We start from the raw sequence: 19822 nt of genomic DNA on the forward strand, positions 1-19822 counted from the left end.
AGATTGCTGATTCCAGAAGAGTTTAGCAATTACCAGGGATCGCACATGCTGTTGGTCAGATTGATTAACCTTGCGAGGTCAGAAAATTCCGGGCGGCGTCGAGGATTTCATCGGACAACCCGTCCCCGCGTGTGGCGCGGGCCAGGGTCAAAGCGCCGACCATCAAGGAATAATCCACCAAGGCTTGTTGGCGATTGGCTTCGGGCTGACCGGCGCCCATCAAGGGAATGAGTATCTGCAACAAGGCTTCCAGCCCTTGGGTGTAGGTCTGGTGCAAACCGCTTTCGGCGGTTTCATGGCACATGTCCCCGGCAAACGCCGTCACCGGGCAGCTTTCGCCCGGATTGTCGCGATTGGCCGACGACAGGTAGGGCGCGATGATGCTCGTGCGCGCCGAGACGCTGTCGTCATTGGCATCGATTTTCTGTTTCCAGCGCTCCATCGACTGCGTGAACGCCCGAGTGCAGGCTTCTTTCGCCAGCGCTTCCTTGGATTCGAAATGGCCATAGAACCCGCCATGGGTCAGACCCGCCGCACCCATCACATCGACGACGCTGATCCCGTGCAGGCCGCGCTCGCGAAACAGCCGCGTGGCGGCTTCGACGATGATCTCGCGGTTGAGTTCGGCTTGTTTACGGGAGACTCGAGGCATGGCGGCTCACAGGTGTTGAGGGTGTGTGGATGACTGCATCTTGGGGGCAGTGGGTCGCGTGTCAGGCCGCTCAAAGGGCGTATTGAGCGATGCCGTTGCCAAACGACCAGTTCTCTTTCTTCACTTCCACCAGATTGATGAAGACGTCTTCCAGCTGCACCGCCAGTTCCGCGTTAAGGCTTTCGGCGATGGTTTTATAGAGGAGTTTCTTCTGCTCGACGGTGCGGCCTTCGCTCAGGGTGATCTGAATCACCACCAGGCTGTCGGTTCGACTGATGCCCAGGTAGCCGGGATCAAAGATGAAATGCTGTTCATCGTGCTCGGCAAGAATCTGGAAATTATCGTTTTCCGGCACGCCAATCGAGCTGTGCATGGCGGCGTAAATCAACTGCCCGACACGTTTGGCGAAATTGGGGTCTTGATGCTTTTTGATGTCGACGCGAACGAGTGGCATGGGAGGGCTCCGCACTTAGGCTGCTGGTCAGCAGGCAGGGTTGAAAGTACCTGACGCTGATTTTTTATCAAATAGATTTTTTTAAACATCTATTTGATAAAGTACTCCGAAATCTGATCCGCACAACCACTCCTCAGCTAAGTCTTTGCTTCTGTTCATTAATCCCGGACAATCGCGCCCCTGTTTCGGCCAGGGCGCTGCCCGTCGGATTTTTCCGACTCGTCCTGACCGGGTAGCAAATGACCGGAATGCGGAGATCCCACCGGATGAAAGATCAGGCCAATAGCGTCGACGAGCGCTATGTAGCGGCGACACCAGCGACTCTCACCCGCTGGAATCGCCATGACACCACTTGGATGCTGGGCCTGTTTGGCACGGCAATCGGCGCCGGTACCCTGTTTTTGCCGATCAACGCGGGCCTTGGCGGATTCTGGCCGTTGCTGATCCTGGCGGTGCTGGCGTTCCCCATGACCTTTTATGCGCACCGTGGCCTGACCCGTTTTGTGCTGTCCGGACGCGAAGGCGCGGACATCACCGAAGTGGTTGAAGAACACTTCGGCATCAAGGCTGGTGCGCTGATCACCTTGCTGTACTTCTTCGCGATCTTCCCGATCCTGCTGATCTACAGCGTGGCCCTGACCAATACCGTGGGCAGTTTCCTCGAGCATCAACTGCACATCATGCCGCCACCACGCGCCGTGCTGTCGTTGGTATTGATCCTCGGCCTGTTGGCCGTGGTGCGTTGCGGCGAGCAAATGATCGTCAAGGCCATGAGCCTGATGGTCTATCCGTTCATTGTGGCGCTGCTATTCCTGGCGGTGTTCCTGATTCCCCACTGGAACGGCGGCATCCTGGCCACCGCGTCGACCCTGCCTGAACCGTCGGCGCTGCTGCACACGCTGTGGCTGGCGATTCCGGTGATGGTGTTCTCGTTCAACCACTCGCCGATCATCTCGGCGTTTGCGGTGGACCAGAAACGTCGTTACGGCGAACACGCTGAAGAGCGCAGCTCGCAGATCCTGTCCCGGGCCCACGCCTTGATGGTGGTGATGGTGCTGTTCTTCGTCTTCAGCTGCGTGCTGACCCTGTCGCCGGTGCAACTGGCGGAAGCCAAGGCGCAAAACCTGTCGGTCCTGTCGTACCTGGCCAACCACTTCAGCAACCCGACCATCGAGTTTGCGGCGCCGTTGATTGCTTTTGTGGCGATTTCCAAGTCGTTCCTGGGCCACTACATCGGCGCCAGTGAAGGCCTCAAAGGCCTGATCATGAAAAGCGGCAAACGCCCGGCGCCCAAGACCCTGGACCGCATGACTGCCGCGTTCATGCTGGTGGTGTGCTGGATTGTCGCCACGCTGAACCCGAGTATCCTCGTCATGATCGAAACCCTCGGCGGCCCGGTCATCGCGGCGATCCTGTTCCTGATGCCGATGTACGCGATCCGTAAGGTGCCGGCGATGGCACGGTTCCGTGGCCAAGCGTCCAACGTGTTCGTGACGGCGGTTGGTTTGGTGGCGATTTCGGCGTTGATCTATTCGCTGACTGCCTGATGGATTCTGTGGGGGATGAGAGTCCGCTATCGTCGGAACGCCGCCCGGAGCAGGCTCGCTCCCACAGGTTTTGCGCGGTCCTTGTGGGAGCGAGCCTGCTCGCGATTGGGGCGACTCGATCCTCAAGTAAGCCAAGCTGTGAACCCCATACTTGTTCAGGCATAAAAAAACGCCGCTCATCTCACGATGGGCGGCGTTTTCTATTGCGTTGCAGCGTTAGGCTTGAACGACCGGAATGTTGGCGTTCGCAGCAGCTTCACGGAACTCGGCGATCTGGTCGAAGGACAGGTAGCGGTAGACATCGGCTGCCATGCTGTCGATCTTGCCAGCGTATTCCATGTACTCCTCGACGGTCGGCAGGCGACCCAGGATGGAAGCAACAGACGCCAGCTCAGCCGAAGCCAGGTAAACGTTCGCGCCGTCACCCAGGCGGTTCGGGAAGTTACGGGTCGACGTCGACACCACAGTGGAGTTCGGCTCTACACGTGCCTGGTTACCCATGCACAGCGAGCAGCCTGGCATTTCCATGCGTGCGCCGGCCTTGCCGTAGATGCCGTAGTAGCCTTCTTCGGTCAGCTGGTGAGCGTCCATTTTGGTCGGCGGCGACAGCCACAGACGGGTTGGAAGCTGACCCTTGACCTGATCCAGCAATTTACCGGCAGCGCGGAAGTGACCGATGTTGGTCATGCACGAACCGATGAACACTTCGTCGATCTTCTCGCCAGCAACGCTGGACAGCAGACGGGCGTCGTCCGGATCGTTTGGCGCGCAGAGCACAGGCTCTTTGATGTCGGCCAGGTCGATTTCGATGATTTCAGCGTATTCGGCGTCAGCATCGGCAACCATCAACTCAGGGTTGGCAACCCAGGCTTCCATCGCTTGAGCACGACGTTCCAGGGTACGAGCATCGCCGTAGCCTTCGCCGATCATCCAGCGCAGCAGGGTGATGTTGGAGTTCAGGTACTCGGTGATCGACTCTTTCGACAGCTTGATGGTGCAACCGGCAGCCGAACGTTCAGCCGAGGCGTCGGACAGCTCGAACGCTTGCTCGATGCTCAGGTTGTCCAGGCCTTCGATTTCCAGGATGCGGCCGGAGAAGGCGTTCTTCTTGCCTTTCTTCTCAACGGTCAACAGGCCAGCCTGAATCGCGAAGTAAGGAATGGCGTGAACCAGGTCGCGCAGGGTGACGCCCGGTTGCATTTTGCCTTTGAAGCGCACCAGGATCGATTCCGGCATGTCCAGCGGCATCACGCCAGTGGCTGCGGCGAACGCTACCAGGCCGGAACCGGCCGGGAACGAAATGCCCATCGGGAAACGGGTGTGCGAGTCACCACCGGTACCGACGGTGTCCGGCAGCAGCATGCGGTTCAACCAGCTGTGGATGATGCCGTCGCCCGGACGCAGGGAAACGCCGCCGCGGGTCATGATGAAGTCTGGCAGGGTGTGGTGGGTGGTCACGTCGATCGGCTTTGGATAGGCCGCGGTGTGGCAGAAGGACTGCATCACCAGATCGGTCGAGAAGCCCAGGCACGCCAGGTCTTTCAGTTCGTCACGGGTCATAGGACCGGTGGTGTCCTGAGAGCCGACGGTGGTCATTTTCGGTTCGCAGTAAGTACCTGGACGAACGCCTTTGCCTTCTGGCAGACCGCAAGCCTTGCCGACCATTTTCTGTGCCAGGGTGAAGCCTTTGCCGGTGTCGACAGGTGCTTCAGGCAGTTTGAACAGATCGGTAGGGCCCAGGCCCAATTCGGCACGGGCCTTGTCGGTCAGACCGCGGCCGATGATCAGCGGAATACGGCCGCCAGCACGAACTTCGTCCAACAGCACCGGGGTCTTCATTTCGAAGGTGGTCAGGACTTCGTCGGTGCCGTGTTTGCAGACTTTGCCAGCATGCGGGTAAAGGTCGATCACGTCGCCCATGTGCATGTTGGAGACGTCGAATTCGATCGGCAGTGCGCCGGCATCTTCCATGGTGTTGTAGAAGATCGGAGCGATTTTGCTGCCGAAGCAGAAACCGCCAGCACGTTTGTTCGGAACGTTAGGAACGTCGTCGCCGAAGAACCACAGCACCGAGTTGGTGGCCGATTTACGCGACGAACCGGTACCGACCACGTCACCGACGTAGGCGATTGGGAAACCGGAATTGCGCATTTCTTCGATCTGCTTCATCGGGCCGGTAACGCCCTGGGCGTCAGGCACGATGCCTTCACGAGCCATTTTCAGCATGGCGAGGGCGTGCAGCGGGATGTCCGGGCGGGACCAGGCGTCCGGAGCAGGGGACAGGTCATCGGTGTTGGTTTCGCCGGTGACCTTGAACACGCGCAGGCTGATCTTGTCGGCCAGGGTTGGGCGGTTGCGGAACCACTCGCCGTCAGCCCAGGACTGGATCACGCCTTTGGCATGTTCGTTGCCGTTGCGGGCTTTTTCCGCAACATCGTGGAACGCATCGAACATGAGCAGGGTGTGCTTGAGTTGAGCGGCAGCGACAGGGGCCAGTTCGGCGCTGTCGAGCAGGTCAACCAGCGTCACGATGTTGTAGCCGCCTTGCATGGTGCCAAGCAGTTCAACAGCGCGTTTCTTGTCGATCAGAGGGGATTTTGCTTCGCCTTTGGCGAGGGCAGAGAGGAAACCAGCCTTTACATAGGCCGCTTCGTCCACACCAGGCGGAATTCGATTGGTGATCAGGTCAACGAGGAAAGCTTCTTCGCCAGCCGGGGGATTCTTCAGCAGCTCAACCAGGCCTGCAGTTTGTTCGGCGTTTAGCGGCTGGGGAACGATACCCAGTGCTGCACGCTCTTCGATATGTTTGCGGTAGGCTTCAAGCACAGTTATTACCCTCATCAGTGGTCCCAAATGGGTGTCCGGGACGCTCATCCCGAAATTGCCGTACTCATGCGCTGCGTGGCGTTGTGGGCCACTTAGCCAGAATTACCGACAATTCCTTACAGAAGCTGCTTTCAAAGTTTTACGCCTGCAGAACGGGAGCTGATGAGGGTTGGCGATTGGCTTTTCCCCGCTGGAAAAACCCATCGCCAACACCGCTCTGAAGGAACGACTGTGCTCGTGACGCTTTGAAAACAGCTTCTAACGGACATTGGCGCCTTAAAAGGCTGGCTGATTCTACGGCAAAAAAAAATTAAAGGTAAGTCAGGGGCTATTGGACTTTGGTGGCGAGCCGCGTTGCCGGGCCGACGTGTGCGAAGCAACGCGCGGGCATCCCTTACGGGCGTCACCGAAGTCCCACAGACCCTGAGCCCCTGCATTTTGAGGGGTGATGAATGCCGGACAAAGGGCTAACATGCCGGCCTGTTCTGCTTTCCCGTGTTTTGCCTACCTATGCCCAATCAGACCATCAAGACCCCCTGCGTCGGCCTCTGCTCCACTGTTTACGGTGATCTGGTGTGCCGTGGCTGCAAGCGTTTCCACCATGAAGTGATCAACTGGAATGGTTACAACGAGGAGGAAAAGCGCGCGGTGTGGCTGCGTCTTGAGCAGCTGTTGTCCCAGGTGATGGCCAGCAAGCTGGAGGTTTTCGATGCCCAGCGCCTGCGCTTGCAGCTGGAGCAGCGCAAGATCCGCTTTGTGCCGCATCAGTCCGAATATTGCTGGGCTTATCAGCTGATCGCCCGTGGTGCGCGGGTGATCAACAATCTGGAAGCCTACGGGATGGTGCTGATGCCGGAGTTTCGCGACTGGAACTTGCCGGAATTGCGCGATGCCATTGATCGGGAATTCTTTTTGCTGTCTGAGGCGCATTACCAGCGCTACATAGCGCCCGGTTTCCTCAAAGACGCTTTCGGTGGGTAAATCTTAAAAGCTTCGCGGGCAAGTCGGATCGCCGCACCGCTCGCTCCTACAGGTCATGCGTCGATCATGACAACACCGATAACCTGTAGGAGCGAGGCTTGCCCGCGAAGGCGTCCTTATTGGCGCCGCCTGTATCAATGCTGAGTCACAATCTCCTCCAGATGATCCATGATCGTATCCGGCTTCAGCACCAGCACATCGCTCTCCACCGCATCCAGCACCACCTCCGCCGTATTCCCGATCAACGCCCCGGACAGCCCGGACCGCGCGACAGTACCAATGACGATCACGGCCGCCTGAAGCTTGTGCACCATGAACGGAATCAACACATCCGCGGGGCCTTCCTCGATGTGCAGGTGTTCATCATCGATATCGAACTCGGCCTGAAACGATTTGCACTGCTCGCGATAGCGCGCCTGGATGGTTTCGCTGAGCTGCAACGTCGGGTCGGCCGCCGACAGCATCGGTGACGGATGGGCGCTGACCACGTGCAAACGAGCCTTGGCCAGGCTGGCGATGTCGTAACCGTGATCGACGATGGAGGCGTGCAAGGTGCGGTGTTCGCCATCGGTATTGCCGACGTCGATTGCCGCCAGAATGACCCCGCCCGTCCACGGTTTTGATGTTTTCACCAGCAGCACGGGTGTCGGGCAATAACGCAGTAATTTCCAGTCTGCCGGGGTCAGCAGGGCTTTTTTCAACGGGCTGTCGGGGTGGTGCTGTTTGACCACCAGCCCGCAGCCTTCAGCCTGCTGCACATCGACGATGGTTTCGTGCAGGCTCTCATTCCAGGCCTGCTCGGTGGTGACGCTATAGCCGTCCTCGAGCAGGGCCGCCTTGAGCACGCCCAGCATGCCGCTGTGGTCATGCTTGCGATCGCACACCAGCAGATGCAGATGCGCCTGGGTCACGCCAGCAATCAGTTTGGCCCGTTTGAGCGCCAGGCTTTCCGAGTGTTCGGGTTCGATGACCACCAGGATGCTGCGAATGGCTTGCATGATCGGGATCTCCAGGAAGGTAAAGAATACTGCGTTGGACAACTATAGTTGTTCGCCGCCAACCCGGTACTTGATGCATATCAACGGTCGCGACTGGTGGTCTTGCGGCAGGCCGGTATAATCGGCGCCCTTCGATTTATACCTTTTTATTCCGTGAGCCCCATGATCTTTCCCGAAATTCACGAGTTCCTCGGCTGCCGCACCCCCGATGGCTGGGTCCAGGCCGCGCTTGCCGATCAGGAAACCCTGCTGATCGACCACAAGAACTGTGAGTTCAAGGCGGCCAGCACGGCGTTGAGCCTGATCGCCAAGTATCACTCCCACGTCGACCTGATCAACCTGATGTCGCGCCTGGCCCGGGAAGAGCTGGTGCACCACGAGCAGGTCATGCGCCTGATGAAAAAACGCAAAATCGAGTTGCGTCAGCTTTCCGCCGGGCGTTACGCCTCGGGCCTGCGCAAAGTGGTGCGCAGCCACGAGCCGGTCAAACTGGTGGACACCCTGGTGGTTGGCGCTTTTATCGAGGCCCGCAGCTGCGAGCGTTTCGAGGCGCTGGTGCCGCATCTGGACGAAGAACTGGGCAAATTCTATTTCGGCTTGTTGAAAAGCGAAGCGCGACATTTTCAGGGTTACCTGAAACTGGCTTACCAGTACGGTGATGCCAAGGACATTGCCCAGGTGATAGACCGGGTTCGCGCTGCCGAGCAGGAGTTGATTGAGTCGCCGGACGTGGAGTTCCGCTTTCACAGTGGCGTGCCAGCCGCCGCATAACCCTGTAGGAGCACGGCTTGCCGGCGAAGGCGTCCTTGAGATCGCCTTCGCGGGCAAGCCTCGCTCCTACAAAAAACGTCATGCTTTGATTCAACATTGTTAAAAACTCTTAAAAACATGAAACATCACCCAAAACCGGCCCCCGAGGCCGGTTTTTGCTGCCCGTAATCACCGTCCCGTCACCGATTGGCGCCATAATGCCGCCCACTTCACACAAGGGGCAGCAGACGGCAGCTATGGATAACCTGGGTTTTGGCAAAGTATTGCTGGTGGAAGACGACGAGAAGCTCGCCGGGCTGATCGCGCATTTCCTGTCCCAACATGGCTTTGAGGTCCGGCAGGTGCATCGCGGTGACCTCGCGTTGGCCGCATTTCTCGAGTTCAAACCGAAAGTTGTCGTGCTTGACCTGATGCTGCCGGGTCAGAGCGGCTTGCACGTGTGCCGCGAGATCCGCAGCGTGTCCGACACGCCGATCGTCATCCTCACGGCCAAGGAAGATGACCTCGATCACATCCTCGGCCTGGAGTCCGGCGCCGACGACTACGTGATCAAGCCGATCAAACCGCCGGTGCTGCTGGCCCGTCTGCGTGCGTTGCAACGGCGTCAGACCCCGGACAGCAGCGTGTGCAGCGCCCTGGAATTCGGCAACCTGAGCATCGATCGCAGCTGTCGCGAAGTGCGGCTGGCGGGCGATGTCATTGAAATGACCACCATGGAATTCGAGCTGCTGTGGTTGCTGGCCAGTGCCGCCGGCAAGATTCTATCCCGCGACGACATCCTTAACCGCATGCGCGGCATCGCTTTCGACGGCCTCAACCGCAGTGTCGACGTCTACATCAGCAAGTTGCGCGGCAAGCTCAAGGACAACCCGCGCGAACCGGTGTGCATCAAGACCATCTGGGGCAAGGGTTACTTGTTCAATCCGTTTGCGTGGGAGCTGTAAATGCTGCGGTTATTTCTCGGGCTGTTTCTGGTGATGACGGTTGGCCTGGTACTGGGGCTGCAAACGGTCGAGCGCACGTTCGACGCGCTGCTCGACGGTCAGATGCAGAGCTACAACCGCGAGGCGGTGCGAGGCCAGGCCTGGTCGCTGGTCGAGCAGTTACGCGATCTGGACGCTTCGGCCCGGGAGCGACAACTGGACGCGGTGCGCCCCCACTATGGCTTGGGCCTGACCTTGGTCGAGAGCGGTCGACTGTCCCTGACCGATCAGGAGAAAGCCGAATTGGCCCTGGGGCTGTTGGTGATTCGCGACAAGTACACGCAGTTTATCTCGCGCATCGACGAAGGTTCTCAGTTGCTCAGCATCAAGCTGCCGGCCGAGCCCAGTCTGATGCCGTTCTACATCGCTGCGGCGTATCTGATGATCGCGGTGATGATCGGTTTCGTGTTGATGTTCTGGGTTCGGCCGCATTGGCGAGACCTGGAGAAGCTGCGCCTGGCGGCTGAGCGTTTTGGCGATAACGACCTGTCGTCGCGGATCCAGCTGTCCAAGCGCTCGAACATTCGTGATTTGTCCGAACACTTCAACCTGATGGCGGCGCGCATCGAAGGCTTGATCGCCAATCAGCGCGAGCTGACCAACGCGGTGTCCCATGAGCTGCGCACGCCGATTGCCCGGTTGTCTTTCGAACTCGATCAGCTCAAGCAACAACCCGATCCGGCCCAGAACCGCGAGCTGATTGCCGACATGTACGCCGACCTTGGCGAGCTGGAGGAGATGGTTTCCGAGCTGTTGACCTACGCCAGCCTTGAGCGCGGCGCCACGGTCATCACTCGGGAAAATATTCAGGCCAACAGCTGGCTGGACAGCGTGGTCGGCAGCGTGGCGCTGGAGGCCGAGGCCGCCGGGGTGCAGTTGTTGATTGTCGAGTGTAAGGTCGATCAGGTGCGCCTTGAACCGCGCTTCATGGCCCGCGCGGTGATCAATCTGCTGCGCAATGCCATTCGTTATGCCGATGGGCGGGTGGAAGTGTCGCTGGTCCGTACCGGTGATCGCTACGAAGTGCTGGTCAACGATGATGGCCCGGGCGTGCCGGTGGACGGGCGCGAGAAAATCTTCGAACCGTTCTCGCGCCTGGACGCCAGCCGCGACCGCCGCACGGGCGGATTTGGTTTGGGGTTGGCGTTGGTCCGGCGGGTGTCGCAATCCCATGGCGGGCAAGTGGAAGTGGCGGACTCGCCGTGGGGCGGGGCTTCGTTTCGCATGACGTGGGCGCATCTGGATTAATTGTGTCGATCTCACCGGCCCCTTCGCGGGCAAGCCTCGCTCCTACAGATCCGAAGTCGTACACATATTATTTGAGCGACATAAACCACTGTAGGAGCGAGGCTTGCCCGCGAAGAGGCCATCAGCAACAAAGCATTGTCAGAAGGTGAACACCACCTGCCCACCCACAGAAGTCTGCATCCGCCGCTCAACAATCGGACTGTCCGCCGCATCACCCGCCAGATACTGCACGGCCAGCACCGTCGAAACACTCCATTGCTCATTGATCGGCAACGACCAGGTCAAATCCGCTCCGCGACTCACCAGCCCACCGTGAGTGTCATGCGCCCTGAACTGACTGCGCGAAGCCTGGGCGGCACTCACGCCATACCAGGTGCGCACGTAATTGCTGTCACCAAACTGACTGTTCAGGCTGCCCACGACCTTGCCGTAATCACCCTCATAAAACGGCGCGCTGATGCTCAGCTTCAGACGATTCCAGGCAGCGCCGGTGTCGTGATCATCATCGTCCTTTTCCAGCGCATGCTCAAAACTGGCACCGAGAATGATCGGGCCCATGTGGTAAGTCCCATCCAGACCCAACACAGGTCGCGACTTGATCGAACCCATGCCATCCAGCTCATCCGAGCCTTTGAAGCCGGTCTTGCGATCCTTGCGCACATCGCTCGCGCCGATGTACACGCTCAGGCCGAAGTCGTCTTCATCGAGCGCCCAGCCCAATCCCTTTTCAGTGTCCAGAAAGATTCCATACGGGCTGACAACCTTGGCGCCCAGCAGCGGCGCGACCACGCGCTCGTCACTGCCGCTGTAACGCGGCACGCTGGCGGCACCGGCACGTAAAGTGTATTGCCAGTCTTCAGCGCGCAATGAGTCGGCGGGAAAGAGCAGGGCAAGCGAAGTCAACGACAGAGGCAGCGAACGTAGCATGGGAGTACCCGAAGGGAGATTGGATACGCCCATGCTAGGCGGCTGCCGGCCCGCAATCTTTGAGAGCTTTGTCGGGAAACTGTCAAAGACTGTGAAGCGGCTTTAACGGCTCAAACCCAGGCGTTCATGCCAGTCGGCAATCGACTCTTCGGGATAGACCTCGAACTGCTTGTCCCCGGGGCGCCTGTCGACTTCCACCCACGGCGCCTTTGAGTCGAGCAACAAGTGCGTGTGTTCCGGCGGCATCGGCAGCGGGGTGTCGATGGCCGACGCAAACGGGTGAATCAGTTCCGGCCATTCGGGGCTATACACCCACAAACCCGAGCCGCAGACCGAACAGAAATGCCGGCCGAGGCTACTGCGATGGGCGCGCTTGTCGCCTTCGTTCTTGAGTTGCGCATGGTAGACCGCGACGTGCTTGCGACCGTGGACTTTCAGGCTGGCGGCATCACCGGCAATATTGATCGAGTAACCGCCACCGCCTTGGGTCTTGCGGCAGATCGAGCAGTAGCAACGTTGATACGGGTAGGGGTGGGCGCTGGTCAAACTGAACGACACAGCGCCGCAATGGCACGAACCTTCGAGTTGCATGGGAACCTCCGACGAGGGTTGGGTTTACCCAAGACAGCCTAGACCGTCAGCGTCCCTCGACCGGCACCAGAATCGCATCGCCGGTCGCCACCAGTTTCAACTGGTCGCCGGTTTGCGCGAACAGCTCGGCGCGGGCGAACACCTGTTTCTTGCCGGCCTTCACCACCCGACCCCGAGCGATGAACACTTCACCAACGGCGGGCGCCAGGCAGTTCACCGAAAAGTGCGAAGCGAGCACGTTGCCGGCCACCGTTCCTGCTGCGAATCCGCAGGCCGTGTCGAGCAACGCGCCGATCAGGCCGGCGTGGAGAAAACCGGCATATTGCGCCATGTCGGCCTCGCGAAAAGCCAGGGTCAGCTCGGCTTCGCCGCTCGCGGCAGCGGTCACTTCGAAACCGGCCCAGCGGTTGAAGGCTGAGGTTGAGTTGATCTGTTTGAGTGCATTGAGCATGGCGAATCCCTCCGGTTGAGGCACCAACATGCGCCGGGTTTGGGGGGAAGTCATGGTGGATAAGGGTGGGTGATGGGCAGCAGGATTTGTGGTGAATGTACCGGCCCCTTCGCGAGCAAGCCCGCTCCCACAGGGGAACGCATTTCAACTGTGGGAGCGGGCTTGCTCGCGAAGAACGATAACTCGGTCTGACTGGACGCCCACCAATACCCAAGGCAGCATGGGCGCCATCAACAATGGGGCTGAATTCATGCGACGACTGCCTTCTTTAGCAGCACTCAGAATCTTCGAATGCGCCGCCCGTCACGCCCATTTCGGCCGGGCAGCCGCCGAGCTGTGCGTCACCGACAGCGCCGTCAGCCATCAAATCCGTCAGCTCGAAGAGCACTTGGGCGTCTCGCTGTTTATCCGCGAAGGCCGGCAAATCCGCCCGACCATGGCCGCGGGCCGGTTGATGCAAAGCTTGCAGCAAGCCTTCGAACTGATCGGCGAAGCCTGCGATGAATTGCGTGACCCGTCATCATTGGCGGTGTTGCGTCTGGCGGTCACCGCCGAGTTGGCGCAGAAGTGGCTGATGAGTCGCCTAACTGATTTCTACGCGCGCTATCCGCACATCACGCTGCACCTCTACGAACAACCGATCGACGCCACGGCACCGGGGGAAGACATTGACTTGGCGATCACCTACGGCACGGGTCCAGTCGACAGTAGCGCGTACTTCGTCCGACCCTTGCCGGCGCTGCAATTCTTCCCGGTGTGCAGCCCCGGCTTGTTCAACCAGGGCACCCTGAAAACACCCAAGGACCTGGCGCGCCATTGCCTGCTGCACGACGATCAGGACGGCAAGACCTGGACCGCATGGCTCACCAGTCATGCCGGCGATCAGCGTCCCGAACGGCAACTGTATTTTGCCCATGCGGGCCTGGCGCTGGAAGCCGCGGTGCAAGGTCAGGGCGTGGCCATGGGCGACAATTTGACGGCCCAGGAAGACTTGCTCAGCGGTCGTCTGGTCCGGCCCTTCACCGCCAGCATGACCGCGCTCGGGCAATATGCACTGGTGTGTGAGCGGGTGCGCCTGGAGCGTCCGGCTGTGGCGCAGATGCTGGAATGGTTCAACGATCAGTTGATTGATTGATGAGTTGAATTCAAGTATTCCGAAATAATCATCGTTGGCGAGGAGGGTGCCGACGACCTTAGCCTGTGGTCATTCCAATTCCCGTTGATGAGGTCTGACCATGGCACGCTTGCTCGATTCCACCCCGAAACTCGACGGCTTCCGCCTGCCCGGCGAATTCGAAACCAAGGCCGGTTGCTGGCTCGGCTGGCCGGAGCGCACCGACGTCTGGCGCAACGGTGCCAAGCCTGCGCAGAAGGTCTGGGTGCAAATCGTCGCCGCCATTGCCCAAAGCGAACCTGTGACCGTGTGTGCTTCGGCCGCGCAATTCGCCACCGCTCGCCGCCAGTTGCCGCCGCAGGTGCGAGTCGTGGAAATGACCTGCAACGACACCTGGTTCCGCGACAGCGGCCCGTGCTTTGTGGTCAACGACGCCAGCGGTGAAGTGCGCGGCGTCGACTTCGAGTTCAACGCCTATGGCGGTCTCGACGGCGGCTTGTACTACCCGTGGGACAAGGACGATCAGATCGCCAGCAAAATCCTAGAAATCGAACGCTTCGACCGTTATCGCGCGCCGTTGATTGCCGAACTGGGCGGGATCCAGAGTGACGGCCAAGGCAGCATCCTCACTACCGAACAATGCCTGCTCAACCGTAATCGCAACCAGCATCTGGGCAAGGAAGAAGTCACACGCCGTCTGACCGACTACCTCGGCGCCGAGCAAATCATCTGGTTGCCACGGGGTTGCAAGTTCGACGAAACCGACGGCCACGTCGACGACCTCGCTTGCTTCGTGCGCCCCGGCGAAGTGGTGCTGCAATGGACCGACAATCGCGATGACCCGCAGTGGGAGATCTATCAAGAGGCCTACGACATTCTGCGCAGCACCCGCGACAGCCGTGGCCGCGAGTTGATCGTGCACAAGCTGCCGCAACCGGATGTGCTGGAGTGGACCGCTGAAGAAGCCGAGGGCCTCGACCAGCAGGACAGCACTCATACCCGTCAGGCCGGGACCCAAATCTGCGCGTCGTACATCAATTACTACGCCGGTAACAGCTCGATCGTGGTGCCGCTGTTTGGTGATCGCAATGATCAGGCGGCGCAGGCGACCCTGGCCGAACTGTTCCCGCAACACAAAATCGTCGGCATCGAAAACTCTCGGGAAATCCTTCTCGGTGGCGGCAATGTCGCCTGCATCACCATGCCGCAATACGCCGGGAAGGGGGTGTAAACATGGGCCTGCACAAACTGACTCAAGCGTTATTGCTGGTGCTTGCACCCTTGTGTGTGCAGGCCGCCGACTCCGCGAAACCGGTAGTGAACCTGTACATCTGGGGCGAGTACCTGGCCCCGGATACCCTGACCAATTTCGAGAAGAAAACCGGCATCCATGTGGTGGTCGATCACTTCGACTCCCTGGAAACCGTCGAGACCAAACTGCTGACCGGCCGCAGCGGTTATGACCTGGTGCTGACGGCGGGGCAGCACCTGTCCCGGGCGATCCAGAGCGGGGCAATTCAGACATTGAACCCGCAGCAATTGCCGCACTTCGCCGGCGTAGGGGCGGAGTTCCGCCAACACATGGCGGCGTTCGATCCGGGCAATCGTTACGCCGGGATCTACGCCTGGGGCACTACCGGCGTCGGCTATCAGGAAGAGGCGATCAAGCAGCGCCTGCCGGACGCGCCACGGGACAGTTGGGCGATGCTGTTCGACCCGACCGTGGTGTCGAAATTTGCCGATTGCGGGGTCAGCCTGCTCAATGATCCCAACGAGGTTTTCGCCGCGGTCATGAAGTACATGGGCCTGGACATCAACAGGCAGAATCTCGATGACCTGAAACTGGCCGAGCAACAGCTGGCGAAGATTCGGCCGTACATTCGCTATTTTGACAATGACCTGAACATTAGCGACCTGGCCAACGGCAACACCTGCGTGGCAATGTCGTGGAACGGCAACGTGGCCATTGCGGCCGGGCAGGCCGAAGCGGCGAACAAGCCGTTCAAGCTCAGCTACCGGATACCGAAAGAGGGCACGCTGATCTGGTTCGACGCCATGGTCATTCCCAAGGATGCACCGCACCCCGAGGCCGGGCTGGCGTTGATGGATTACCTGATGACGCCCGAAGTGATTGCGCCGATCACTGACACCATTCACTACGCCAACGCGATTACGGCGGCGGACGGGTTGATCGATCCGGCGATTCGCAATGATCCGGGGACGTATCCGTCGGCGCAGGTGAGGGCTTCGTTGTATAGCAAGAATGACAATGGCAAGGCGTTCAACCGGGCATTGACTCGGGCGTTTAGCCGGTTGAAATCCGGGTTGTGATTGGTTTTGGGTGCTGCGGTGACTGTGAAATCGCCTTCGCGAGCAAGCCCGCTCCCACTAGGGAACGCATTTCCAATGTGGGAGCGGGCTTGCTCGCGAAGAACGATAACGCGGTCTATTTGCCAGTCATCCGCCACAAATACCAGGAAGCCACCGTGCGATACGGACTCCACGCCAATCCGATCTCAACCATCTGCTTGCGCGTAGGCTGAACCTCCAGCCCCTTCAGCCGCCGATACCCCTCACGCACTCCAAAGTCATCCGCCGGCAAAATATCCGGGCGCTCCAGGCTGTAAATCAGCAACATCTCAACCGTCCAGCGCCCAACCCCGCGCAAGGTGATCAAGCGCTCGATCAGCGCCTCATCGTCCATCGCCAGTGCCGTCAAATAGTCCGGCACCACACCGTCCAAAGCCGCCTGCGCAATCCCTTGAATGGTCGCGATCTTGCCCGCGGAAAATCCGCAACTGCGCAGTTGATCAAACCCTGTCGCCAGAATCTGCTCGGGCCTTGGAAACGTCGTCGACGGAAACAAAGCCAGCAACCGACCGACAATCGCATCCCCAGCCTTGGCGTGCAGTTGCTGATAGGCAATCGCCCGCACCAGCGACTCGTACGGATCGCGAGCCGCATGGGGCTGATGCAGGCACGGGCCGACGGCGGCGATATGGCGTCGCCAGTCGTCATCGATCGATGACAGGAACCTGGTTGCGGGCAGATAGGGATCGGGCATGGCAATCAAGTGTTTCCGGCCGTTTTCAGCAGGGCGTTGACTTCCCCGTACGTGAAGGCCTTGAGGTGGCTGCTGTCGAGTTTGCCGGTCTGCAGAAAGCCTTTGGCCAGGGAGGCCATGGCGCCATACAGAAACTCGGCGATGCCCGAGCCGGCACTCAGACGCCGCACGCCGAGCGCTTGCAGCTCTTCAGGCGATGGCAAACCCGGCAGCCCGAGCACATTCACCGGCAACGAGGTGCCCTGGCACAGCGCCTCAATTTCATATTTTGCAGTGACACCCGCCGCGAACAGCCCATCGGCGCCCGCCGCCTGATACAACGCGGCGCGCTTGAGCGTTTCCGCGACGCGATCTTCGGCAGGCACTAGGCCCCTCAGGTACACGTCGGTGCGGGCATTGATGAACAGCTTCACGTTGCGGCGATCGGCAACCTGCCGGGCGACTTCGATCTTGCGCACCAGCAACTCCGGCGAGGCCGCGCCGTCCTCGATATTGATCCCGACCGCACCGGCCGCGATCACCGCATCGATGACTTCGGCTACCCGCGTCAGGTCATCGGAATAACCGGCCTCGACGTCGATGGTCAACGGCACCGAAATCACGCGGGCGATGGATTCGATGGTCGATATCAGGCGTTCGAGGGGCAGGGCATTGCCGTCCGCATACCCATGCGCCCAGGCCACCGCCGCGCTGCTGGTGGCCACGGCTTTGCAGCCCAGTTGCTCGACGATGCGCGCCCCGGTGGCATCGGCGACGTTGGTGAGGATCAACAAGCCGTCGTGGTGCAGTTGATGAAATTGCGTGTCCATCGAGTCTCCTTCCTTATGACTTTTTAGAGAAAACCAAGGGGTCAGAATGCGAGTTGTTCGGTCACCTGCACGGCGGCTTTTTCCAGCCGGAGCAAAAACGCCTTGCGCGGTTGTCCTCCACCATAGCCCGTCAACGAGCCGTCTGCACCGATCACCCGGTGGCAGGGCAACACAATCGAAAGACGGTTGTGCCCGTTGGCCAGGCCCACTGCACGACTGGCGCCGGGCTTGCCCAGTGTGGCGGCGATGGTGCCGTAGGTGCTGGTCTGGCCGTAGGGGATCTTCGCCAGTTCTGCCCAGACCTGCCGCGCGAATTCGCTGCCGGGCAAGTGCAGCGCAACGTTGAACCGGGTGAGTTTTCCGGCGAAATACTGCGTCAATTCGGCTTCAATCTGCTGCAAATGGGCGTTGTGCCCAGGCGCCACGGCATAGCCATAACGGTTCTGCAGTTCTTCGACTTCCCGGGTCAGCGCCGGACGATCAAGAAACTCCAGCAGCACCAGCCCACGGCGTTCGGCCATGGCGATCATCGGCCCCAGCGGCGTGGTCAGGCGAGTGAACAGCAGCGGTTCACTGTTTGCCGCGCGGCCCGGTGTGATGTGAAAGGATTTTTGAAACGCATCGCGAAAACCGCTCAGGGATTCGTAACCCGAGTCGAACGCCGCGTTGTCGATGGAATCACCCTGTTTGATACCGCCCAACGCCATGCCCAGGCGCCGGGTGCGCAGCCAGGCGTGGAAGGTCATGCCGAAATGCTGCTTGAACCAGCGCCGCAGTTTCAGCGGCTCGATGCCCTCGGCCACGAGCTGGGCATCGGTCCAGCGCAGGTCGGGATCGCTGTCCACCGACTTGAGCAATGCCTGCACCCAGTCCGGCGCAATGGCGGCGGCGTCCAGCGGCTTGCAGCGCAGACACGCGCGGTAGCCCGCCGACATGCACTCATCGGCATGGGCGAAGAACTCGACGTTCTCCGGTTTCGGTTTACGCGCCGTACAACTGGGGCGACAGAAGATCCCGGTGGTCTTCACGGCAGTAAAGAACACCCCCTCGTAGGCGGTGTCTCGTTCGAGCATGGCGCGAACCATCTCGGCGTGGGGCGGAAGCAAAGCGTTTTGTAGGTTCATGGGCTGAGCATAAGACGCGTTGGCCGGCGCCTCCACCGGAAAATCGACAGAGAATTCCGCTCCCTCAGATCGAGCGTTGATTGACCCGCTTCGACAGTTCTTCAGCGCTCTCTTTGCGCTCCGAATAGCGGTCGACCAGGAACTCCTCGCGGCCACGCACCAGCACGGTGAACTTCATCAGTTCTTCCATCACATCCACCACACGGTCGTAGTACGCAGAAGGCTTCATCCGGCCAGCCTCGTCAAACTCCATAAAGGCTTTGGGCACCGAGGATTGATTGGGGATGGTCAACATGCGCATCCAGCGGCCCAGCACGCGCAGTTGATTGACCGTGTTGAACGACTGGGAGCCGCCACAGACCTGCATCACCGCCAGGGTTTTGCCCTGGGTTGGACGAACCGCGCCCATCGTCAGCGGGATCCAGTCGATTTGCGCCTTGAACACCGCCGACATCGAGCCGTGGCGTTCCGGGGAGCACCAGACCTGGCCTTCTGACCAGAGCACCAGCTCGCGCAGTTGCTGGACCTTCGGGTGGTCGCTGGGCGCATCGTCGGGAAGGGGCAGGCCGGAGGGATCGAAGATCACCGTTTCGGCTCCCAGCAGACGCAGAATTCGTGCGGCTTCCTCGGTCAGCAGCCGACTGAAGGAGCGCTCGCGAGTCGAGCCGTAGAGCAGCAGGATGCGTGGTTTGTGGGTGCTTTCGGTTGAAAACGTCAGCAGTTCCAGATCGAGATTGGGCAGGTCGTCGTTCATCACAGGGCTCCGATGCGGTCCAGTTCGACTTTCAGTTCAGCGTCTGAAAGGTTTTTCAGGTCCAGCGCGAAGAAGGCTGCAAACCGTTGCTTGATCGTTTCGACGGTGCTGTCGAAAGCAGCCTGAATCACTTGCTCGGTGCCATGCACCTCCGACGGATCGGCCAGCCCCCAATGGCTTTTGATCGCCGGGCCGAAATACACCGGGCACGCTTCCCCGGCGGCTTTGTCGCAAACGGTGATGACGATATCGGGTGGGGAATCGGCGAACGCTGAAGAGTCTTTACTGTAGAGGCCTTCGGTCGAGATACCGAGGTTGTGCAGGGTTTGCACGGCTTGAGGGTTGAGTCGGCCGCTGGGGAAACTGCCGGAACTCACCGCCTCAAAACCCGCGGGAGCCAGGTGATTGAACAGCGCTTCGCTCAACACGCTGCGGCAGCTGTTGGCGGTGCACATGAAGAGAATCCTGATGGGATGGTGGGGGAGTGGGCTCATCGCTGAAGGCTCGTATATATGGATATCCGAATAT

At 59.9% G+C, this 19822-nt stretch carries 20 protein-coding genes; 8 read left to right on the plus strand and 12 right to left on the minus strand.

The features are described 5' to 3' along the window. Window positions 1-64: 64 nt before the first annotated feature. Both ACYZTM_RS28140 and ACYZTM_RS28145 read right to left on the minus strand, forming a co-directional pair. On the minus strand, window positions 65-652 hold the full coding sequence (locus ACYZTM_RS28140; protein ID WP_461985875.1) for a TetR/AcrR family transcriptional regulator: 588 nt from the start codon (window positions 650-652) through the stop codon (window positions 65-67). 70 nt (window positions 653-722) lie between these two features. Continuing rightward, window positions 723-1106 (minus strand): tautomerase family protein, encoded by a 384-nt coding sequence (locus ACYZTM_RS28145; RefSeq protein ID WP_461985877.1) that lies wholly within the window; start codon window positions 1104-1106, stop codon window positions 723-725. Between the two features lie 266 nt (window positions 1107-1372). On the opposite strand from ACYZTM_RS28145, the gene ACYZTM_RS28150 reads away from it, so the two are divergent. Then, window positions 1373-2653 (plus strand): serine/threonine transporter, encoded by a 1281-nt coding sequence (locus ACYZTM_RS28150; protein ID WP_131062788.1) that lies wholly within the window; start codon window positions 1373-1375, stop codon window positions 2651-2653. A gap of 216 nt (window positions 2654-2869) precedes the next feature. Here ACYZTM_RS28150 and acnB read toward each other — a convergent pair whose 3' ends face one another. Then, entirely contained in the window at window positions 2870-5479 is a 2610-nt protein-coding gene (gene acnB, locus ACYZTM_RS28155; protein WP_131062810.1) for a bifunctional aconitate hydratase 2/2-methylisocitrate dehydratase, read from the minus strand. 510 nt (window positions 5480-5989) lie between these two features. Between acnB and ACYZTM_RS28160 the strand changes: the two genes are divergently transcribed. Next, on the plus strand, window positions 5990-6460 hold the full coding sequence (locus ACYZTM_RS28160) for a DUF1289 domain-containing protein (RefSeq protein ID WP_131062789.1): 471 nt from the start codon (window positions 5990-5992) through the stop codon (window positions 6458-6460). 134 nt (window positions 6461-6594) lie between these two features. On the opposite strand, the gene ACYZTM_RS28165 is transcribed toward ACYZTM_RS28160, so the two are convergent. After that, a complete protein-coding gene (locus tag ACYZTM_RS28165; protein WP_461985880.1) occupies window positions 6595-7458 on the minus strand; it encodes a universal stress protein in 864 nt (287 codons plus the stop codon). Window positions 7459-7620: 162 nt separating this feature from the next. On the opposite strand from ACYZTM_RS28165, the gene ACYZTM_RS28170 reads away from it, so the two are divergent. The 3 genes from ACYZTM_RS28170 to ACYZTM_RS28180 all read left to right on the plus strand — a co-directional run bounded on the left by ACYZTM_RS28170 (window position 7621) and on the right by ACYZTM_RS28180 (window position 10460). Further along, complete coding sequence (locus ACYZTM_RS28170; protein ID WP_461985882.1) at window positions 7621-8229, plus strand: MiaE family protein; 609 nt, start codon at window positions 7621-7623, stop codon at window positions 8227-8229. 236 nt (window positions 8230-8465) lie between these two features. Further along, the gene (locus ACYZTM_RS28175; RefSeq protein WP_461989245.1) at window positions 8466-9173 is read left to right on the plus strand and encodes a response regulator; all 708 of its coding nucleotides are present in this window, start codon (window positions 8466-8468) and stop codon (window positions 9171-9173) included. Then, the gene (locus ACYZTM_RS28180; protein ID WP_461985884.1) at window positions 9174-10460 is read left to right on the plus strand and encodes an ATP-binding protein; all 1287 of its coding nucleotides are present in this window, start codon (window positions 9174-9176) and stop codon (window positions 10458-10460) included. Window positions 10461-10598: 138 nt separating this feature from the next. On the opposite strand, the gene ACYZTM_RS28185 is transcribed toward ACYZTM_RS28180, so the two are convergent. The 3 genes from ACYZTM_RS28185 to ACYZTM_RS28195 form a co-directional block, all read right to left on the minus strand. After that, the gene (locus ACYZTM_RS28185) at window positions 10599-11387 is read right to left on the minus strand and encodes a MipA/OmpV family protein (RefSeq protein WP_461985886.1); all 789 of its coding nucleotides are present in this window, start codon (window positions 11385-11387) and stop codon (window positions 10599-10601) included. A 102-nt stretch (window positions 11388-11489) separates the two neighbouring features. Continuing rightward, complete coding sequence (locus ACYZTM_RS28190) at window positions 11490-11978, minus strand: GFA family protein (protein WP_461985888.1); 489 nt, start codon at window positions 11976-11978, stop codon at window positions 11490-11492. A gap of 46 nt (window positions 11979-12024) precedes the next feature. Beyond that, a complete protein-coding gene (locus ACYZTM_RS28195) occupies window positions 12025-12429 on the minus strand; it encodes a PaaI family thioesterase (protein WP_131062794.1) in 405 nt (134 codons plus the stop codon). 250 nt (window positions 12430-12679) lie between these two features. On the opposite strand from ACYZTM_RS28195, the gene ACYZTM_RS28200 reads away from it, so the two are divergent. The 3 genes from ACYZTM_RS28200 to ACYZTM_RS28210 all read left to right on the plus strand — a co-directional run bounded on the left by ACYZTM_RS28200 (window position 12680) and on the right by ACYZTM_RS28210 (window position 15874). Then, window positions 12680-13564 (plus strand): LysR substrate-binding domain-containing protein, encoded by an 885-nt coding sequence (locus tag ACYZTM_RS28200; protein ID WP_461985891.1) that lies wholly within the window; start codon window positions 12680-12682, stop codon window positions 13562-13564. Window positions 13565-13664: 100 nt separating this feature from the next. After that, window positions 13665-14774 (plus strand): agmatine deiminase, encoded by a 1110-nt coding sequence (gene aguA / locus ACYZTM_RS28205; RefSeq protein ID WP_131062796.1) that lies wholly within the window; start codon window positions 13665-13667, stop codon window positions 14772-14774. 2 nt (window positions 14775-14776) lie between these two features. Beyond that, the gene (locus tag ACYZTM_RS28210) at window positions 14777-15874 is read left to right on the plus strand and encodes an extracellular solute-binding protein (protein WP_461985893.1); all 1098 of its coding nucleotides are present in this window, start codon (window positions 14777-14779) and stop codon (window positions 15872-15874) included. A 115-nt stretch (window positions 15875-15989) separates the two neighbouring features. Here the strand turns inward: ACYZTM_RS28210 and ACYZTM_RS28215 are convergent, their stop codons facing one another. From ACYZTM_RS28215 to ACYZTM_RS28235, 5 genes are all read right to left on the minus strand, one after another. Beyond that, on the minus strand, window positions 15990-16607 hold the full coding sequence (locus ACYZTM_RS28215) for a DNA-3-methyladenine glycosylase family protein (RefSeq protein WP_461985895.1): 618 nt from the start codon (window positions 16605-16607) through the stop codon (window positions 15990-15992). A gap of 5 nt (window positions 16608-16612) precedes the next feature. Next, window positions 16613-17416 (minus strand): isocitrate lyase/PEP mutase family protein, encoded by an 804-nt coding sequence (locus ACYZTM_RS28220; RefSeq protein WP_461985897.1) that lies wholly within the window; start codon window positions 17414-17416, stop codon window positions 16613-16615. Between the two features lie 41 nt (window positions 17417-17457). Continuing rightward, window positions 17458-18540 carry a bifunctional transcriptional activator/DNA repair enzyme AdaA gene (locus tag ACYZTM_RS28225; protein ID WP_461985899.1) on the minus strand — a complete coding sequence of 361 codons (1083 nt, stop codon included), beginning with the start codon at window positions 18538-18540 and terminating at the stop codon, window positions 17458-17460. A 64-nt stretch (window positions 18541-18604) separates the two neighbouring features. Then, window positions 18605-19294 carry an arsenical resistance protein ArsH gene (gene arsH, locus ACYZTM_RS28230; protein ID WP_461985901.1) on the minus strand — a complete coding sequence of 230 codons (690 nt, stop codon included), beginning with the start codon at window positions 19292-19294 and terminating at the stop codon, window positions 18605-18607. Beyond that, complete coding sequence (locus tag ACYZTM_RS28235) at window positions 19294-19764, minus strand: arsenate reductase ArsC (RefSeq protein WP_461989247.1); 471 nt, start codon at window positions 19762-19764, stop codon at window positions 19294-19296. The genes arsH and ACYZTM_RS28235 overlap by 1 nt, the downstream gene beginning before the upstream one ends. Window positions 19765-19822 lie beyond the last annotated feature (58 nt).

The organism is Pseudomonas sp. MDT2-39-1, assembly GCF_054898085.1.

Coding starts and splice junctions, on each gene's coding strand:
- ACYZTM_RS28140 (WP_461985875.1), bottom strand. CDS start 652: ATGCCTCGAGTCTCCCGTAAACAAGCCGAACTCAACCGCGAGATCATC.
- ACYZTM_RS28145 (WP_461985877.1), bottom strand. CDS start 1,106: ATGCCACTCGTTCGCGTCGACATCAAAAAGCATCAAGACCCCAATTTC.
- ACYZTM_RS28150 (WP_131062788.1), top strand. CDS start 1,373: ATGAAAGATCAGGCCAATAGCGTCGACGAGCGCTATGTAGCGGCGACA.
- ACYZTM_RS28160 (WP_131062789.1), top strand. CDS start 5,990: ATGCCCAATCAGACCATCAAGACCCCCTGCGTCGGCCTCTGCTCCACT.
- ACYZTM_RS28165 (WP_461985880.1), bottom strand. CDS start 7,458: ATGCAAGCCATTCGCAGCATCCTGGTGGTCATCGAACCCGAACACTCG.
- ACYZTM_RS28170 (WP_461985882.1), top strand. CDS start 7,621: ATGATCTTTCCCGAAATTCACGAGTTCCTCGGCTGCCGCACCCCCGAT.
- ACYZTM_RS28175 (WP_461989245.1), top strand. CDS start 8,466: ATGGATAACCTGGGTTTTGGCAAAGTATTGCTGGTGGAAGACGACGAG.
- ACYZTM_RS28180 (WP_461985884.1), top strand. CDS start 9,174: ATGCTGCGGTTATTTCTCGGGCTGTTTCTGGTGATGACGGTTGGCCTG.
- ACYZTM_RS28185 (WP_461985886.1), bottom strand. CDS start 11,387: ATGCTACGTTCGCTGCCTCTGTCGTTGACTTCGCTTGCCCTGCTCTTT.
- ACYZTM_RS28190 (WP_461985888.1), bottom strand. CDS start 11,978: ATGCAACTCGAAGGTTCGTGCCATTGCGGCGCTGTGTCGTTCAGTTTG.
- ACYZTM_RS28195 (WP_131062794.1), bottom strand. CDS start 12,429: ATGCTCAATGCACTCAAACAGATCAACTCAACCTCAGCCTTCAACCGC.
- ACYZTM_RS28200 (WP_461985891.1), top strand. CDS start 12,680: ATGCGACGACTGCCTTCTTTAGCAGCACTCAGAATCTTCGAATGCGCC.
- aguA (WP_131062796.1), top strand. CDS start 13,665: ATGGCACGCTTGCTCGATTCCACCCCGAAACTCGACGGCTTCCGCCTG.
- ACYZTM_RS28210 (WP_461985893.1), top strand. CDS start 14,777: ATGGGCCTGCACAAACTGACTCAAGCGTTATTGCTGGTGCTTGCACCC.
- ACYZTM_RS28215 (WP_461985895.1), bottom strand. CDS start 16,607: ATGCCCGATCCCTATCTGCCCGCAACCAGGTTCCTGTCATCGATCGAT.
- ACYZTM_RS28220 (WP_461985897.1), bottom strand. CDS start 17,416: ATGGACACGCAATTTCATCAACTGCACCACGACGGCTTGTTGATCCTC.
- ACYZTM_RS28225 (WP_461985899.1), bottom strand. CDS start 18,540: ATGAACCTACAAAACGCTTTGCTTCCGCCCCACGCCGAGATGGTTCGC.
- arsH (WP_461985901.1), bottom strand. CDS start 19,294: ATGAACGACGACCTGCCCAATCTCGATCTGGAACTGCTGACGTTTTCA.